This is a genomic window from Maricaulis salignorans (genome assembly GCF_900103475.1).
Classification (GTDB): domain Bacteria; phylum Pseudomonadota; class Alphaproteobacteria; order Caulobacterales; family Maricaulaceae; genus Maricaulis; species Maricaulis salignorans.
Window position 1 is genome coordinate 1 of sequence record NZ_FNHG01000019.1, and the last position, 16597, is coordinate 16597.

Consider the following 16597-nt stretch of genomic DNA (forward strand, 5'->3'; position numbering starts at 1 on the left):
GGTCCGCAGTCGGCACTCTACGGCTTCAATGCCGTTGCCGGCGTGGTCAACATCATCACCCGCAACCCGAACCATGGTGATTACACCCAGCTGCGCGTCAATGCCGGCACGGATGAGTATCAGGGCGTTTCCATCGTTGCCGGCCGTCAGTTTGGCGACCGCTTCTCGGTTCGTGCCAGCTATGGCGCATCGGAAGCCAGTGAATTCGCAGCCTTTGAGGGCAATGCGAGAGCAATTGCCAACGGCATCGCTTCGCCCATGTTCAGCCGCGAGACGGCCTCCCTGGAAGGTCGCTTCCGCCTGACCGACTCGATCAACCTGACGGCTGAGGTCACCCGCGCTGATTCCACGACGAATGAGAACGGCTCGATCTATCTGCCCGCTTATTCACACTACGAACTCGCCTCCTATAAGGGCGATATCGAAGCGGACACAGCCTGGGGCCTGATTACGGCCAGCGCTTACCGCAATGAGACCGAAATCACCTATTCCTTCGGTCCACTGACCTCGACCCTGACCACGATGCGATTGCAGGACCTGTTCCGGATCGGCACCGATGACACCATCCGGCTGAGTGTCGAGTACCGCGATGCCCTGGCGAATTCATTCCCGACGACGACGAATGGCGATTTCGGCTATGAGACGATTGCCTTCGCCGCGATGTGGAACCACAAGTTCAATAGCGCCGTCGATGCCACGCTTGCCCTGCGCTATGACAATGTATCCTGGAGCCGTGATGGTGATCCTGATCCGGCCTTCTATGCTTTCTCCCAGGCTGATTACGATGTCACGATCGAAGAGATCAGCTACAACGCCGCTCTGGTCTGGCATCCGGAATCCGGTGGCGCTGTCCGATTGACGGCCGCACGGGGCATCCAGGCTCCGTCCATGTTCGATATCGGATTCACGCTGGGACTTGGCACAGCGGCCCTGTCAGGGAACCCCAATATCGCTCCGTCCATCGTTACGAATTACGAGCTCGCCTATGATCGTCAGCTGACGCCGTCGACGACGCTTCGTACGGCGGTTTTCTATCAGGAAACGCAGGACGTGAAGGGCAGCTTCGGAAACTTCCCGGATATCTTCGCGCCAGTTCCAACCTATATCTACACCAATCGCGGTGATACGGCGGTTTCCGGTGCCGAGATTGCGCTCGCCGGCCGTCCGGAAGGCGCCTGGTTGTGGGATGTGAACTACACCTACAAGCAGGTTGAAGATGATCTCACCACCTTCGCCCTGACCACTGCGCTGGATTTTGAGGCGTCCACACCGGCCCATATTCTCAATGGCCACCTGGGCTGGAGCGAAGGCCGCATCACCGTCGATGGCTATGCCAATTACACGTCGGCGATCGACATGCCGATGCAGGCGGTCTTCGGTAGCACTACACAGGTGCCGATCGATTCTACGCTGTCACTGTCGCTGCGCGGTGCCTATGAAATCAACGATCATTTCGATCTTTCGGTGAATGCCCAGAATGTGAATTACGGCGATGGTGAAGTCACCAACTCCGTGTTCCAGACAGAATCCCGCGTCTGGGTCTCCATCAGCGCCGGCTTCTAGCAGAAGCGTACCGCCCCGGTGCAGACGCACCGGGGCGATACGCGTCATGTTAACCATTCAGGTGGACTGTTAACGCCACCAACCAATTGTCGCCGACCGGTTCGCAGGAGGGCCCCATGGCCAAGGGAACAAAATTGTTCAATCTCACCATCGCACGGTCGTTCGCCGTGGCGCCCATCGCTGCCATTCTGGCCCTTGCCGCTGTTGCCGGCCTGGGCACCTGGTCCCTCATGCAGGCGTCCGCCAGCCAGGGCCGCGTCATTGCGGGCATGGAGGTCGGTGTCGACCTGACCCGCATGCAGACGACGCTGGAAACCATCAATGCCGATGTCTTCCAGATCATTACATCACAGGCTGCCGGCCAGGGTGTCGATGTCATGGCCGCTTTCGAGCCCGTCGCCGTGAATATCAACAGCCTTTCTGCACAGGTCGAGACCTTGCGCCCCTTTGCCGATGAAGCCGGCCGCGGCGAGACAATCGATCGTTTGACCGAACAACTGGCCCTCTACCGCGACGCGCTGGATTTTGTCGGCCAGATGCTGGAGCTCGATTTCGCCAGCTCGGTTGCTTTCCTGACGCCCTTTGATGAGGTGTTTACCGAGTTGAGCGGCGACCTGACTGAACTTGCCGATACGGCTGCCAGCCTGTCCCGCGCCGATGCTGAGGCGGCCGACGCTGCGGCCCGCACCGCCATCATGGTCTTTATCGGCCTGACCGCACTGGTCGCAGTTGGCCTGATCTCCCTGTCCATCTTCTTCGGAACCCGGATTTCCAAATCCGTCCGTTCGATCGCCGATGCGACCGAGACGCTGGCCAATGGCGATTATTCGCTGGATATCGTCGCGCTTGAGCGCACCGATGAGCTGGGCGCCGTGGTTGAAAGCCTGAAGCGCTTCCGCGAAAGCGGCATCAAGGCCGAGGAACTCGAACAGGAGCAACGCAATGCGACCGAGCTCCAGGAGCGCCGGGCGACCCAGATCAATGATCTGGCCAAGGCGTTCGACACCGAAGTCATGACCCTGCTGGGCGAAGTGACCGAGGCGTGTTCCTCGATGTCGGCAATCTCGGAACAATTGTCGACCGCCGCGATCGAAGGGTCGACCAAGAGCGGTATGATGGCGACATCGGCTGCTGAAGCCTCGAGCAATGTGGAATCCGTTGCCGCCGCTTCCGAGGAATTGTCGGCGTCGATCCAGGAGGTCACCCAGCAGATCCAGAATTCTTCCAATATGGCGGCTCAGGCCGATGAGCGTTCCAAGGCTGTCCAGGCCGTGGTCGATAATCTCGGCTCCGCGGCGCAGCAGATTGGCAATGTTGTCCAGCTGATCAATGACATTTCCGAGCAGACCAATCTGCTGGCTCTGAACGCGACCATCGAAGCCGCCCGCGCTGGCGAAGCCGGCAAGGGCTTTGCCGTTGTCGCTTCGGAAGTGAAGTCACTGGCGGCCCAGACGGCCAAGGCCACCGGCGATATTCGCGGCCAGATTGAAGCCATCCAGGAGGCTGCAGCCTCCTCATCGGCCTCCATTGGCGATGTGACCAAAGCCGTTGCGGAAATCAGCCGTGCATCGGCCGCGATTGCTGCGGCCTCCGAAGAGCAAAGCGCCTCGACCCGCGAAATTTCCGGCTCGGTCGCTCATGCCGCGACCAGCGCGCGCAATGTGTCCGACAATGTCGACTCGGTGTCGCGTTCGGCAATGCAGACCGGTGAGGCTTCCCAGGAAGTGCTCAAATCGGTTCGTGCCGTGTCGGAACGTGCCGACCGGCTTAACAAGACGGTTGAGACCTTCCTCAATGAAGTGCGCAAGGCCGGCTGATTACGCCGCCACGACGTCAAGCGAATTGCACGGCGCCCGGACTGTCATGGTCCGGGCGTTTTGCTGTGTGCGCTCGGGTGGCGGGGGCGACGGGGCGGATCGCCTGGGACCGAAGTGAAACCCGGATCTGGCCAGTCGTGATTTGCCCGCCCGGTCAGACGCGGGGGGCGTCGACAGGGCTCTTGGCCTAAACGTTCCGGTTGCCACTTTATTAATGCAACCACATCGGGTATAGGGGGAGGTCCCGCCCTTCGAACCAGGGCGGAGTGTTGTGTGCATCCATGGCGCAAATTGCGAGCGGGTGTGACCCTCGTTTTCGCGCCGCAACAATCAGCCCTGCTTGGCGGGCCGTTCTTTCTCAAACTGTGCTGGGGAGTAGCACAATGAAGATTTGCGAATTCGAGGTGCCAGCCCCCGGAGGCCGGCACAGCTACAGATTCAGCTATATTTGGCAGGATATGGGGTGGGTTAATGACGGCGTGATCTCCACGGAGATTGCTGTTGTCCGGATCAACGCAGACGGACATGAAGATGCGTCCATAACCGCGACGGTCGCGGTTGATGTGGACAATAACCAGATCATTGTGACTTTGCCCGGCGGCACTGAGCTGGTCGTTGATCTGCTCGATTACAATTTGGCCGATGTCGACCACCGGGCTGATGGGCTGATGCCCGGGGACGAGGGCGAGCTGGACGGGTATTGGAACACCATTGTCGAGGCCAGTAGTGCGAATGCCGAAGCGGTCGCGGCAGCCATCGATGCCATCCCTGTACCTGACCCGTTGATCGGCTGTGTCCTTCGCGCCGGCATTGCGACAGTTGTCGGGCAGGCCGTTGCCTGCAACGAACAGGTCGGTGGCGGCGGGGAATTGTACGCGCGTGTTCGTGCTGTGCTCGGTTGCCTCAGGGGCAATGGGCTGCGGATCCTGGGGCGAACGACGACCCGAACGCTACGCTGCATGGTGATGGGCGGGCTGCCGGCCTGTATCCCCTGGCCCTGATATCGGTGACTGACGAGACCCTGCGAGGGGCGTCGGAGGGGCAAATGTGCTGGCGAACGGTCTGCGGATCAACGGGGGCGCGCAAGCCAGGGCGATCGCCCGCGATGAGGTCGCTGCTCCGCCGGCTGTGCCACGGGTTCCGCCGCATTGATAGACCATGGTGGCGCGCGGGGCGGCGAGTGATCGCGGCCGCTTCGCCGCTCGTGATGTCGTTTTCAGAAGTATGGTGCGCCCACAAGGATTCGAACCTTGGACCCGCTGATTAAGAGTCAGCTGCTCTACCAACTGAGCTATAGGCGCGCCGGGGTGGAGGCGGCGGAACATACGCGAGATTGTTCACAAAGCAAGGGCCTGATTTCAGCGTGCGCGGCCAGAGCGGGAGGCGGGTCTGGCAGCGGGGCGCCGGTCGGCCGCTCGCGCATGGCGGTGGCAAGTCCTCATTTACCCTGGGCCAGGAAAGTGTGTGCCTCGCCCGTGGTGTTAAGCGTGCTGTTAAGACAGGCGTGCGAGCTTGTCGCCATGAAACCAGCCCGGCCCGATTCTTCCGTCAACGTGACGGCACCACTCTTTGATGCCGCGCATCTGGCGCGCTATACCGGCGGCGATGCGGAGCTGAAGGCGGAATTGCTGGCGCTGATGTGTGAGCAGGCGGAGCGCTGCATCGGTCTGATCAGTTCGGCACCCGATCATGAAAGCTGGACCTCGGCGCTGCATACGCTCAAGGGCGCGGCGCGCGGTGTCGGGGCGTTTGCCCTTGGCGAGGCCTGTGAAGCCGCCGAGGAGGCGCCACAAGCGCGCTGGCCGGAGGCGGCGCGATCTGTGGCGCAGGCCTTTGGCGAAACCCGGCGCTGTTTCGAGCGCAGCTGATCGCGGCTAGCTGCCGCGCGTGCGATCCCAGACCTCGAATTCATAGGCAATCGACTGGCGAACCAGTTCGCGCCAGACCGGCTCGGCCAGTTCGGTGCTGAGCCCGACGCGCCGCGATTCGGCGAGAACCTTGCCGATCACATCCTCAATCCGCCAATCATCATGGACAACGGCGCGTGACGGTTTGATCCGGGCCGCGGCTTCCATATAACGCGCGCGCTCGGCGATCAGCGCCACCAGTTCACGGTCGATCGCATCGACCCCTTCGCGCACCTGCGCCATGCTGGTGCAATCCTCCGGGCTGATGCGCGTGCTGGCGGTCTGTGTGCTCATATCGGGTCAACCTGTTGCAGTCCTGCGGCGTTTATAGGCGGCGCGGAGCCATCCCCCAAGGGGCGAGCTGTCACACCCGCATGGTCAAGCGCATTGCCGGTCGACCTGATCGCCAGCCGCGCTATGCTGGCGGCAAAATCTTGGAGACTCGCAATGTCACAGCCGGTCAGAATTTATGGTGATCGCCGCAGCGGTAACTGTCTGAAGGTGAAATGGACCGCCGACTATCTCGCCATTCCCTATCAGTGGATTGAGGTTGATGTGGCCAGGGGCGAGACCCGCACCGATGATTTCCTCGCCATCAATCCGGCCGGGCAGGTGCCCTGTCTGGAGCGCGAGGATGGCCGCATCCTGGCCCAGTCGAACGCGATCATCTTCCATCTCGCCGGCGGCTCCCCGCTGATCCCGGCCGATAGTTTCGATACCGCCAAAATGCTCGAATGGATGTTCTGGGAGCAATATAGCCACGAGCCGGCGATCGCTGTGCGCCGTTACCAGAAAGCGTTCCAGAACCTGCCGGAGGACTCGATTGATCCGGCCCTGATGGCTAAGGGGCGCCGCGCGCTCGGCGTGATGGAGATGCGGCTCCTGTCGCGCGATTTCATTGTCGGTGAGACGATGACGCTCGCCGATATCGCCCTCGTTGCCTATACGCGCCTGGCCGATGAGGGCGGGTTTGATCTCGATGAATTCCTCAATGTGCGCGGCTGGATTGCACGGATCGACCAGGAACTCGGGCTCGACCCCGATGATGGGCGCGTCAATCCGGGCGCCTAGGAAACGTGGAGCTGAGCGAAACCATCGAAGCCATCCCGCAATTCGGCGTCTGCGAGGCCGGAACACCCTATAGCGTGCGCCCCTGCGCCTTCGGCATCGCGGTCAATGACGGCGGCCATATCGCCCTGGTGCGGATTGCACGCGAGACCTATGTGAACTGGGACTTGCCCGGCGGCATGATTGACCCCGGAGAGAGCGAGGCCGAGGCGCTGGCGCGTGAATTTTGCGAGGAAACCGGCTGGACGGTCACGCCCGGTGCCCTGGTGGCGCGGGCCGAACAATTCACCATCACCCGCACCGGCGAGCGCCGCCGCAATCAGTGTGGCTTTTTTCTGTGCGAGCTGGGCGCGATGAATGGCGGCAAGATCGAGGATGATCATGAACTGGTCTGGCTCGACCCGCATGAAGCACTGACGCGCCTGCGCCATCCGGCGGCGGCCTGGGCAGTGACGCAATGGCTGCGGATGGGGCGTGTGTGTGGCTCGCCCTAGCGGGCCAGTTCCTTGCCCCGGCTCGCCCTAGCGAGCTAATTCCTTGATCGCCTCGTCGACGCCTTCCAGCGTCAGCGGGAACATGCGCTGGGCACCGATCAGATCTTGTACCAGCTTGGTCGAATGGGAGTATTCCCACCATTCCTCGGGTTGCGGATTGAGCCAGATCAGATTGGGCCAGGTTTCCACCAGGCGCTTGATCCAGACCGCACCGGCTTCGTCATTCCAGCCCTCGACCGAGCCGCCCGCATGGGTGATCTCATAGGGTGCCATGGCGGCATCGCCGACGATGATGACTTTCCAGTCGTGCGGGTATTTGTGGATCAGATCGAGTGTCGGCACCGTTTCGGCGCGGCGGCGCAGATTGGAGCGCCAGACGCCTTCATAGGGGCAATTGTGGAAGTAGAAATATTCCAGGTTCTTGAAGGTCGAGCGTGAGGCCGAGAATAATTCCTCGCACAGCTTCACGTAAGGATCCATCGAACCGCCGACATCGAACAACGCCAATACCTTGATCGCATTGCGTCGTTCGGGGCGCATCACGACATCAAGCCAGCCCTGGCGCGCGGTGGCGTTGATCGTATTGTCGAGGTCGAGTTCGTCCTGGGCGCCGTCGCGGGCAAATTTGCGCAGACGGCGCAGGGCGACTTTCAGATTGCGCGTGCCCAGTTCGCGATCACCATCGAGATCCTTGTAGCGGCGCTGCTCCCACACCTTGGCGGCACGGTTATGCTTGCCCGGACCGCCAATGCGCACGCCGGCCGGATTATAGCCGCCATGGCCAAAGGGCGATGTGCCACCGGTGCCAATCCATTTGGAGCCGCCTTCATGGCGTTTTTCCTGCTCCTCTAGCCGCTTCTTCAGTGTTTCCATCAACTCGTCGAAGGGCAGGGCCTCCATGGCCGCCATCTCTTCTTCGGTCAGGAGTTTCTGCATCATCGCCTTGAGCCAGTCGTCCGGGATCTCGTTTTCCCCGAACAGGTCGCCCAGCGTCTCGACGCCCTTGAAGACATGCGCGAACACCTGGTCGAACTTGTCGAAGGCTTTCTCGTCCTTCACCAGGGCGGCGCGGCTGACGGAATAGAAATGTCCGATATCCGGCTCGATCACGCCCTTGTCGAGCGCCTCAAGAAGCGTGAGATATTCCCGCGTCGTGACGGGGATTTTGGCGGCGCGCAGCTGGGTGAAGAAGTGATGGAGCATGGCGCCAACCTAGCGAGCTTCGGGCCGCAGGAAAAGGCGGCCATGCGCCCCATGCAAAACGGCCCCGCGCGAGGGCGGGGCCGTCCTGCCGCAGAACGGTCAGGCTCTAGAAGTCGTAGCCGATCTCCAGCCCCAATACCCGTGGTGTCGAGATGGTGACGAAGGGGGTGCCGAGCGTGTCAGCGGTGAGATTGCTGACGCCTTCCACATACTGGTTATCGAACAGATTGTTCGCGAAAGCACTGACGCTCAGACGGTCACCGGGGGCCGTCCAGCGCAGACGCAGATCGGTCCGGTTGCGGGCTTCACCGAGTTCGAAGGCCGCATAGCCGCCACACGTGCCCTGCAGCACGGATTGGCTGTTGCACCGGCTTTCGCCCCGATAGGCGTGATTGGCCTGCAAGGTGAGCTCGCCGCGTTCACGCCAGTTGATGACGTATTCGGCCCCGACGGCGAGGTTCCAATTGGGTTCACCGGTTGGCTCGCCGGCCAGATCAGCGCCATTGCTGTCGACCCGGCGCTTGTGGGTGGAGTCGAGCCATTGTGCATTGCCGTAGAGGCGCAGCGCTTCGGTGGCATTCCAGTCGAGTTCGAAATCGACCCCGATGGCTTCATCATCGGAGGTCTGGACAAGATATTGCGGGATGCCGCCACCCGCGGGGACAACCAGCCGTACCGACTGCTTGCCTTCATACAGGTAGGAGAAGACCGACATGTTGAAGATCAGGTCGGGATTGATGAAGTCGGATTTGAAGCCGAATTCCCAGCTGGTCACGGTCTCATTTTCGAAACGCGACCCCACCTCGACCGAGTTGAAACCGCCGGCCTTGTAGCCCTCACTGAAGGAACCGTAGACCATGACATTGTCGGTCAGCTGATAGTCGACGACGACGCGCGGGCTGAGATTGCTCCAGCTGTCCTGCTGGATGCAGGCGACATTCTCCGCGACGAAGACCCCATTGTCGCAGGCAACGCCCGCCAGCGGGGCGAGGTCAAACACGAAGTCGAACAGGAAGTCCGCCGGAGAGGCGCCCGCCAGGCCCAGAATGCCGGCACCGTCGAGGGCGGCCAGCGTCTGGTCCAGACTATCGGCCTGACGCCCGCCATTGAGCCACTGGAAGCTCTTTTCGTCTTCGGTGTAGCGAAGGCCGACCGAGAGATTCATGCGGTCGGTCACAGACCAGATGGCGTCGGCATAAATGGCGCGGGCTGTGAACTCGCCGCGATTATTCATATTTTCCGACCAGCTGTGACCGAGCATGGTGTAGGGCAGACCGAAGGGGACGAGCAGGCCGTATTCCAGATCGGTAAAGGGAGTGCCCGCGCCCAGATTGCCGAGCACGGTGTTGACGGTATCGGTATAGGTGAAGGTCTCGGACGCCTGCACCGCAGTCTCGTCATAATAGCTCGCACCGATCAGCCAATCGACCGGACCGGACGTGCCGGCCAGGCGGAGCTCCTGGTAGAAAGCTTCATTGTCCTCGACATTGCTGGTGTCGAAATAGGTGTCGATCCGGTTGGTCCCGTCTTCGTCCTCGCGATTCATCGTGCTGAATTCGCGGAAAGACGTGAGCGAAGTCAGGGTCATCGCACCGATATCCTGGTGGATGGTCAGGGTCGTTTCGGCGAGGTCGCGCGACTCGCGATTGATCGCGACATCATTGCGAAGCGGCGCATTGAAGGGGTTCAGATAGGCATTGGGATCGGCCGGAGCTGCCGGTGTGCCCGGATAGGCGGGCAGCTCGACGATCCCGATCGCCGGGCGGGCGTCTTGGCTGATATTGTCGCGGCTGTGACGCAGCAGGATCTCGGTGGTCGGCGTCGCGTTCCAGCGGATGGTCAACCGGTCGGCCGAGCCATTTTCGCGGCGGTAGTCCTCGCCGGTGACCGAATCTGTCAGCCAGCCATCGGCCTTGTTGCTGAGGAAGTTGGCGCGGATCGCCAGGGTGTCAGTGATCGGAATATTGATCATCCCTTCGGTGCGCACCCGGCTATGGCTGCCGATCCGCAGGGCGAGGCGCCCCTCGAGCTCATCGCTTGGCGCGCGTGTGATAATCGAGACAGCGCCGGCTGCGGAGTTGCGACCGAACAATGTGCCTTGCGGTCCTTTGAGCACTTCGATGCGCTCGACATCGTTGAAGGCCAGCAGCGAGGCGCCTGACCGGGCGGCGTAAATGCCATCGACATAGATGCCGACTGCGGGGTCAGTACCGACACCGAAATCGCTCGTGCTGATCCCGCGGATCGAGTAACGCGGCTGGGTCGGGCTGCCATTGGAGACATCAAGACCGGGCACGAAGGCATCGAGATCGCCCATATCATCGGCGGCAAGGGACTGGATGAAGCCGCTATCGAGAACCTGAAGCGAGATTGGTACGTCCTGGGCAGACTGGGCGCGCTGTTGCGCCGTGACGGTGATGACGTCCTGGGCCTGGTCCCCATCCTGGGCCAGGGCTGGCGCTGCCAGAATACAGGCGGCCGTCGATACGAGCATGCAGCGCAGGCCAGGCCGGCGTGTTGGATTGGTGGTTCTCATGTTCTCTCCGCTGAGCCCTTGGCCCGTCTCCGGCGTGGATGCTCGCATATGCGCACGCCCCGCCGTTTCCCCTTGGATTCTTCAGTTGGTTTCCACTATAAACGAAACAGAATTTTTTTCATGTATTCAAGCGGCCTGCGCGATTGATGGCATGATGGTGTCCGCGTGGCGTAAAATGGTCACACTTGTTTCATCATCCCGATGTGCGATTTTACCGCGAGATATCGAAGAGGCGTAGATTGAACGAGCGTGCCCCCGCAGAAATGGTCGACCTCGAGCGCCGGGCGGCGCCGCAGCAAAAGCGCTCACAGGCCCGGATCGCGCAGATTGTCGCCGCAACCAAGCGCCTGCTTGAGCGCGGTGAGGTCGATTCCATCACGACCACCACCGTCGCTGCGGAGGCGAATGTGCCGGTCAGCTCGGTCTATCGCTATTTCCCGAACATCTACTCGATCCACCGCACCATTCTGGAAGAGTTCAAACTCGAGACCGACCGGATTGTCCTGACCGTGCTGGAGGACCCTGAGGCACAGGACTGGCAGCAAAGCCTGTCGGGTGTGATTTTCGGCTTGCGTGAACTCGTCGCCAGTAATCCATCCTATGGCGCAGTCTTCCACCTGACCCTGATGACGCATGAATTACGGGCCGTGCGAGAAGCCTGGAATCTACGCCTCGCCGATGTCCTCGCGACGCGCTGGCGCCAGGGGAAAGACGGTTTCCATGGTGGCGACCCGGCGATTGTCGCCCGGATGACGGTCGAGATCTATTGTTCGGCCGAGATCCTGATCTTCGAAGTGCGCGATCGTCCGGAGGAGGCCGAGGCCTATTTCACCGAAGCTCTGATGGCGTTGCAGCGTTACCTGGCTGCGTATCTGAAATAGTCAGCCGCAATCGCCCGGCAGGCTCTCGATCCAGTCACGGATCAGCGCCACGCCTTCGCTATGGATGGTCGAGCGGCCGAGTTCCGGCATCATCTGGTCCGGTAACACCGTGTCGAGGCGGAAGACCAGGATGGACTGGTCGGGCTGGCCCGGAAAAATATCGAATAACCGGTCACCGGTTCCGCTGCCCGCCGCAACCGGCGGTTTGCAGAAGCCGGCGGCAGGGCCGTGTGGCACGCCCGGTTCCAGGTCCAGCCCCGAGGTATCCGCTGGCCCCACAGGGCTGTGGCAATGCGAGCAATTGGCGTCGAGATAGGCGCGTGCGCGGGCTTCCAGCGGCGCGGTCACATCTTCCCAGTCAGCATTGCGCGGTGCGATCGCGGCATCCGGTGCGCCGGTGAGGAAGCCCACTTCCGTGAGGTATTCCAGCTGGTTCCGGCTTCCTTCGGGATAGTCGAAATCGCGATTGAGATGGCGCGGTTTCGGCCCGATCGGCGCGATGGCGCGCACATTGGAATCCGGGATGTGGCAGCTGCCGCATTGATTGGTATCGGGCATGACATAGTTGAAGGCGGTCTCTTCGCCGTCCGCATTGACCATCTGCAATGGCACGATATCGCCATAGCGGTGCAGCAAGGCATCGCTTTGATTGGAATTCCAGCGATAGGGAATAGCCGCCCAGCCGGTTTCGCGGTGCACCAGGATCCGGGTCTCGATCAATTGCACGCGGGAGAGGTCGAGGCTGCCATCGGGATTGGTCAGACTGTGCCCGTCACCGGCCGCCACCATGCCGGGCGTGTCAGCCAGCGGATAATAGAAGGTCTTGGTGATCACCGTGCCGACCGGGAAGTCGAGCGCAGCGCCTTCGCGATATGTCGCCTGGGTGCCCGGCGGCATCCAGATTGTGCGGAGTTTGAGGGCATAATCGGTAAAGAGGGGTGTGTTGAGATCATAGGGCACGACGCCTTCGCCGAGGCGTAATTCACCCGTGGCAATGCCCAGCTGCCCCCATTCGGAGAGCAGCCGGGGATTGTCGGTGGCGTGATATTGCGGTGTCGAACCCTGCTCGGCGCAGGCCGCAAGCGTGATCGCAATCAGCAGCAGGGATCCGCGCAACACACCCATGACCATGCTCCTAGTTGGCGAAGGCAAGTTCGACACCGCTCAGCGGCTCGAGGGCGCAGCTGAAGGCCTCGGTGTCGACGCGCGGAGAGGCATAACCATTCGGCCCGTCGGCATTGAGGACATCGACCGCATCGCTGTTGCAGATGCGAAGTTCAGCCGGCATCGCACCATCGACAAGTTTGGCCGCATCGACATAGCCGTCAAACAGGATATCGGGCAGGGCGCCATTGAGTCCGAACATGGTGACTTTCAGGGCCGTCAGCTCGAGCCCGTCGGGCGAGGTTCCACCACCGGTATAGGTGTTGTCATGGATCCAGATCGCTTCGGGATAGGGATCGAAATCCGCCTGCACCGAATAGGAGGAATAACCGGTCGAGTGCAGGCTGGAAATGATGACATTGGCCGTGTTGTTGTCGGCGATCCGGTTGTTGAAGATCTCGACCTGGTCATTGGAATTGATGACGATGCCCGAACCGGCCGGAACGCTGGCGACCGGGGTGCCGGCATGGCCGAAATTCTCGGTATTATTGGCAAAGACGTCATTGTCGTAGACGCGGGTGTGGTAGCCGGGCTGCGGCAGGTTGGGCATGTTGAAGACGAGGATGCCGCCGGTATTATTGGTCGCGATATTGCCATAGACGTCGGCACCGATGCAGTTCTCGATCTCGATCCCGGCGACATTGTATTCGGCGCGGCTGTTGCGCACGATCACATTGCGCGACTGGCCGACATAGATGCCGGCATCCGATGCGCCGATTGCGACCGTATTCTCCACCAGGACATTGGTCGTCTGCACGGGATAAATGCCGTAGGCGCCATTCTCCGTCGCATAGCCATTGGTCCATTCGACACGGACGCCGCGAATGATGATATTCTCGCCACCATTGACTTTGAGGCCATCGCCGATCGTGTCCTCGATGGCGAGGTCTTCCAGGGTGAAGTCGTTGGCGGTGACGATCAGGCCTTCGGCGCCGGCAATCTGGTTTTGAAAGCTGAGAATGGTCTGGTCCATGCCCGCGCCGCGAATCGTGACGCCATCAACATTGAGGCTGAGCGAGCGCGTGAAATTATAGATGCCGGCCGGAATCTCGATCACATCACCGGGTTGGGCATCGATCAGTTGTTCCAGCAGCACGCTCTGATAATCGCTGTCGGCGGCTGAAATATCGCGGGTCGTGTCGACCTGGTTGCCGCAGGCGCCCAGGCTCAGTGCCGCAGCGCCAATGATGATATTGCGTATCGTCGTCTTCATCCCGGTCTCCCCTTGATCCGTCAGCGCAACAGTAACGCACTGCGGACGATAAATGTCATGGGGGCAAAAATTCCACATTCCGGACGCGGATACAATCAGAAACAGAAACACTTTCTATTTATTGGCAGCGAAGCGGCCGGGCCCCGCGCCGGACCGGGCCTCGCATGCGGCGCGGCGCGGGGGCGGCTCAGTCTTCTGTGGGGCGCAGTCGGGTCAAGGCGTCGATATCCGCCTGCATCAGCGCGTCCGATGCCTGCGCAATGCGCTCCACCGGCCAGTCCCACCAGGCGAGCGCCTGCAATTGCGCCGCGACATCCTCGGGCAAACGCCGCTTGATCATTCGCGCCGGATTGCCGCCGACTATCGTGTAGGGCTCGACATCGCGGGTGATGACGGACTTGGCGGCGATGATGGCGCCATGGCCGATGGTCACGCCGGGCATGATGGTCGCGTCCCATCCGATCCAGACATCATGGCCGATAGTGATGCCGCCCTTGTTGGGCCAGGCACCGGGATCGGGTTCGCCCCAGCAGCCGAAGATTGGGAAGGGATAGGTCGAGAGCCGGTCGGCGAAATGATTGCCGCCATTGAGCACGAAACTGGCATCGGCGGCGATCGAGCAGAATTTCCCGATCACCAGCCGGTCATCGATGAAATCGAAGGCGTATTTCACCTGATCGGCGAAGCGCGCCGGATCCGTGAAGGAGTGGATATAGCTGAAATCCCCGGCCTCGATCTTCGGGTGACCGGCAAGCAGGGGTTTGAGATAGGCCATCGACGGCGCGGCCGGCATGGGGTGCAGCGTCATCGGGTCAAGGGCGGGGTGGGTAGACGCAGGGTGTTGGCTGGACTCAGGCATGAGCGGACTCCGGGCGTAGTTTCACAAGGTCTCGGGTGAAATGCGCCTCCGCCTTTGCGGGGCGCGGTCTAGCCGCGCTGGTCCATGTCACTCTCCATTGTCTGGTCGTGAATTATACCCCCGCCCAAGGTTCAGTGCCAGCCTTCCCTAAGCCGCGCCCGGTCCACCACCCGGCCCACGCCCCGGTCCACCGGCCGGCGCTCTGCGCGCCATGAAGGCCAGTTTCTCGAACAGCATCACATCCTGCTCATTCTTCAGCAGGGCACCATGCAGGGGCGGGATCAGCTTACGCGGGTCCTGCTCGCTGAGCACGGCCGGATCGATATCCTCGATCAGGAGGAGTTTCAGCCAGTCGAGCAATTCCGAGGTGGACGGCTTCTTCTTGACGCCGGGCACCGAGCGGATCTCGTAGAACATCTTGAGCGCTTCGGCGAGCAGCCGGCTTTTGAGGCCCGGGAAATGGACGTCGACGATGGCGCGCATCATCTCTTCGTCGGGGAAGGCGATGAAGTGGAAGAAACAGCGGCGCAGGAAGGCGTCCGGCAGTTCTTTCTCATTATTCGAGGTGATGATAACGACGGGGCGCTCGACGGCCTTGATGGTCTCGCCGGTCTCATAGACATGGAATTCCATCCGGTCGAGCTCCTGCAGGAGATCATTGGGGAATTCGATATCGGCCTTGTCGATTTCATCGATCAGCAGGACGGAGCGCTTCTCGGCCGTGAAGGCCTCCCACAGCTTGCCCTTGCGGATGTAGTTGGAGATGTCGTGGACGCGCTCATCGCCGAGCTGGCTGTCGCGCAGGCGCCCGACGGCATCATACTCATACAGACCCTGGCGTGCCTTGGTGGTCGATTTGATGTGCCATTCCAGCAGCGGCATGCCGAGAGACTGCGCCACCTGGCGCGCCAGTTCGGTCTTCCCTGTGCCCGGCTCGCCCTTGACGAGCAGCGGACGCTCCAGAGCAATCGCGGCGTTAACCGCGGCGCTCAATTCGCCGTCAGCGACGTAACTATCTGTACCTTGAAAACGCATGCCACCGACTTAGCGCGATTATGCAAGCGAGGGTAGGGGCGGGTTTCAGCTGACCTGCCTGGCCGGGCCGGGGCGGATTAAGAGTCTGTAAAGCGAATCCCTTCGCAATTGCACCAACAAGGATAAGAGGAGCGTGTCCCATGGCAATCGAGCTTGCCCAGGCCAAGAATTTCTACAGCTTCGGCTGGAAGACCGGGAAGATTGCGGATTGCGATCCGAATTTCCCGACCACGCTTCATGCCTGGGATGGCGAACCGCTCGATCTGCATCAACCTGACACCGCATTCTTCGGCTTCGTGCAGGAAGGCGAGGCCGTCATCGAATGCGCCTCCGGACGGTTCACGCTGAAGCCCGGCATGTATTTCTCCTTCAATGATCGTGGCCAGGTCTCTGGCGGACGCGGCATCGTCATCGCCCGCGATCGCGCGAGCGGCTTCTTCATGATTGGTGGCCCGGTCGAAGAGAAGGGGCGCCTGAAATATATCGATGGCTGCACCGACAGCCTGCTGATCCCGCCAGTGCGGATGGGCGATGCCTGTCTCAACCTGCTCTATTTCCCGCCAGGCATTGATCAGACACCCCATACACACCCGTCCGACCGTATCGGCGTGGTGTTCTCCGGTCGTGGCGAATGCGTGACGCCGGAAGGCATTATCCCGCTCGAGCCCGGCGTGATGTTCCGCATCCCGTTCGAGGGCAATCACAAATTCCGCACCTTCGACAGCGAAATGCGCGTGATCGCCTATCATCCGGACAGTGATTTCGGCCCGCAGGACGAGGATCACCCGATGATCAACCGCACCATGGTTGACGGGGTCTCGGCCAACAAGATCGACAAGATCCGTACCGCCTGATTT

Annotated in this window: 15 protein-coding genes and 1 tRNA gene; 8 read left to right on the top strand and 8 right to left on the bottom strand. The window is 61.2% G+C overall.

Going from position 1 to position 16597, the window contains the following annotated elements:
* The 3 genes from BLT42_RS15155 to BLT42_RS12660 all read left to right on the top strand — a co-directional run.
* On the top strand, positions 1 to 1563 hold a 1563-nt coding region (locus BLT42_RS15155), incomplete at its 5' end, for a TonB-dependent receptor plug domain-containing protein (RefSeq protein ID WP_091771362.1).
* A gap of 116 nt (positions 1564 to 1679) precedes the next feature.
* Entirely contained in the window at positions 1680 to 3380 is a 1701-nt protein-coding gene (locus tag BLT42_RS12655) for a methyl-accepting chemotaxis protein (RefSeq protein WP_091771364.1), read from the top strand.
* A 458-nt stretch (positions 3381 to 3838) separates the two neighbouring features.
* Positions 3839 to 4381: a hypothetical protein gene (locus BLT42_RS12660; protein WP_233342482.1), complete on the top strand. Its 543-nt coding sequence runs from the start codon at positions 3839 to 3841 to the stop codon at positions 4379 to 4381.
* Positions 4382 to 4605: 224 nt separating this feature from the next.
* On the opposite strand, the gene BLT42_RS12665 is transcribed toward BLT42_RS12660, so the two are convergent.
* Positions 4606 to 4681: transfer RNA gene (locus tag BLT42_RS12665), tRNA-Lys, on the bottom strand.
* A 252-nt stretch (positions 4682 to 4933) separates the two neighbouring features.
* Between BLT42_RS12665 and BLT42_RS12670 the strand changes: the two genes are divergently transcribed.
* Positions 4934 to 5248: an Hpt domain-containing protein gene (locus BLT42_RS12670; protein WP_233342483.1), complete on the top strand. Its 315-nt coding sequence runs from the start codon at positions 4934 to 4936 to the stop codon at positions 5246 to 5248.
* Between the two features lie 6 nt (positions 5249 to 5254).
* On the opposite strand, the gene BLT42_RS12675 is transcribed toward BLT42_RS12670, so the two are convergent.
* Complete coding sequence (locus tag BLT42_RS12675) at positions 5255 to 5581, bottom strand: chorismate mutase (RefSeq protein WP_091771370.1); 327 nt, start codon at positions 5579 to 5581, stop codon at positions 5255 to 5257.
* 153 nt (positions 5582 to 5734) lie between these two features.
* Here BLT42_RS12675 and BLT42_RS12680 point away from each other — a divergent pair, with 153 nt between their 5' ends.
* Both BLT42_RS12680 and BLT42_RS12685 read left to right on the top strand, forming a co-directional pair.
* Positions 5735 to 6358, top strand: coding sequence for a glutathione S-transferase family protein (locus tag BLT42_RS12680; RefSeq protein WP_091771372.1), 624 nt, complete (start codon positions 5735 to 5737; stop codon positions 6356 to 6358).
* 5 nt (positions 6359 to 6363) lie between these two features.
* Positions 6364 to 6849: an NUDIX domain-containing protein gene (locus tag BLT42_RS12685; protein WP_233342484.1), complete on the top strand. Its 486-nt coding sequence runs from the start codon at positions 6364 to 6366 to the stop codon at positions 6847 to 6849.
* Between the two features lie 27 nt (positions 6850 to 6876).
* Here BLT42_RS12685 and BLT42_RS12690 read toward each other — a convergent pair whose 3' ends face one another.
* Both BLT42_RS12690 and BLT42_RS12695 read right to left on the bottom strand, forming a co-directional pair.
* Positions 6877 to 8052, bottom strand: coding sequence for a vWA domain-containing protein (locus tag BLT42_RS12690; protein ID WP_091771374.1), 1176 nt, complete (start codon positions 8050 to 8052; stop codon positions 6877 to 6879).
* Between the two features lie 106 nt (positions 8053 to 8158).
* Positions 8159 to 10588, bottom strand: coding sequence for a TonB-dependent receptor (locus BLT42_RS12695; RefSeq protein WP_091771376.1), 2430 nt, complete (start codon positions 10586 to 10588; stop codon positions 8159 to 8161).
* Positions 10589 to 10827: 239 nt separating this feature from the next.
* Between BLT42_RS12695 and BLT42_RS12700 the strand changes: the two genes are divergently transcribed.
* Positions 10828 to 11469: a TetR/AcrR family transcriptional regulator gene (locus tag BLT42_RS12700; protein WP_143024144.1), complete on the top strand. Its 642-nt coding sequence runs from the start codon at positions 10828 to 10830 to the stop codon at positions 11467 to 11469.
* Here BLT42_RS12700 and BLT42_RS12705 read toward each other — a convergent pair whose 3' ends face one another.
* The 4 genes from BLT42_RS12705 to BLT42_RS12720 all read right to left on the bottom strand — a co-directional run bounded on the left by BLT42_RS12705 (position 11470) and on the right by BLT42_RS12720 (position 15740).
* Positions 11470 to 12594, bottom strand: coding sequence for an SO2930 family diheme c-type cytochrome (locus BLT42_RS12705; protein WP_091771476.1), 1125 nt, complete (start codon positions 12592 to 12594; stop codon positions 11470 to 11472).
* 10 nt (positions 12595 to 12604) lie between these two features.
* On the bottom strand, positions 12605 to 13846 hold the full coding sequence (locus tag BLT42_RS12710; protein ID WP_091771380.1) for a parallel beta-helix domain-containing protein: 1242 nt from the start codon (positions 13844 to 13846) through the stop codon (positions 12605 to 12607).
* Between the two features lie 187 nt (positions 13847 to 14033).
* Positions 14034 to 14705, bottom strand: coding sequence for a CatB-related O-acetyltransferase (locus tag BLT42_RS12715; protein WP_091771382.1), 672 nt, complete (start codon positions 14703 to 14705; stop codon positions 14034 to 14036).
* Between the two features lie 147 nt (positions 14706 to 14852).
* Positions 14853 to 15740 carry an AAA family ATPase gene (locus BLT42_RS12720; protein ID WP_091771384.1) on the bottom strand — a complete coding sequence of 296 codons (888 nt, stop codon included), beginning with the start codon at positions 15738 to 15740 and terminating at the stop codon, positions 14853 to 14855.
* A 140-nt stretch (positions 15741 to 15880) separates the two neighbouring features.
* On the opposite strand from BLT42_RS12720, the gene BLT42_RS12725 reads away from it, so the two are divergent.
* Positions 15881 to 16594, top strand: coding sequence for a cupin domain-containing protein (locus BLT42_RS12725; RefSeq protein ID WP_091771386.1), 714 nt, complete (start codon positions 15881 to 15883; stop codon positions 16592 to 16594).
* Positions 16595 to 16597: the final 3 nt, after the last annotated feature.

What these genes read in the sequence shown, in the direction of transcription:
- BLT42_RS12655 (WP_091771364.1), top strand. Translation starts at nt 1,680, where the DNA reads ATGGCCAAGGGAACAAAATTGTTCAATCTCACCATCGCACGGTCGTTC.
- BLT42_RS12660 (WP_233342482.1), top strand. Translation starts at nt 3,839, where the DNA reads ATGGGGTGGGTTAATGACGGCGTGATCTCCACGGAGATTGCTGTTGTC.
- BLT42_RS12675 (WP_091771370.1), bottom strand. Translation starts at nt 5,581, where the DNA reads ATGAGCACACAGACCGCCAGCACGCGCATCAGCCCGGAGGATTGCACC.
- BLT42_RS12680 (WP_091771372.1), top strand. Translation starts at nt 5,735, where the DNA reads ATGTCACAGCCGGTCAGAATTTATGGTGATCGCCGCAGCGGTAACTGT.
- BLT42_RS12690 (WP_091771374.1), bottom strand. Translation starts at nt 8,052, where the DNA reads ATGCTCCATCACTTCTTCACCCAGCTGCGCGCCGCCAAAATCCCCGTC.
- BLT42_RS12695 (WP_091771376.1), bottom strand. Translation starts at nt 10,588, where the DNA reads ATGAGAACCACCAATCCAACACGCCGGCCTGGCCTGCGCTGCATGCTC.
- BLT42_RS12705 (WP_091771476.1), bottom strand. Translation starts at nt 12,594, where the DNA reads ATGGGTGTGTTGCGCGGATCCCTGCTGCTGATTGCGATCACGCTTGCG.
- BLT42_RS12710 (WP_091771380.1), bottom strand. Translation starts at nt 13,846, where the DNA reads ATGAAGACGACGATACGCAATATCATCATTGGCGCTGCGGCACTGAGC.
- BLT42_RS12715 (WP_091771382.1), bottom strand. Translation starts at nt 14,705, where the DNA reads ATGCCTGAGTCCAGCCAACACCCTGCGTCTACCCACCCCGCCCTTGAC.
- BLT42_RS12720 (WP_091771384.1), bottom strand. Translation starts at nt 15,740, where the DNA reads ATGCGTTTTCAAGGTACAGATAGTTACGTCGCTGACGGCGAATTGAGC.
- BLT42_RS12725 (WP_091771386.1), top strand. Translation starts at nt 15,881, where the DNA reads ATGGCAATCGAGCTTGCCCAGGCCAAGAATTTCTACAGCTTCGGCTGG.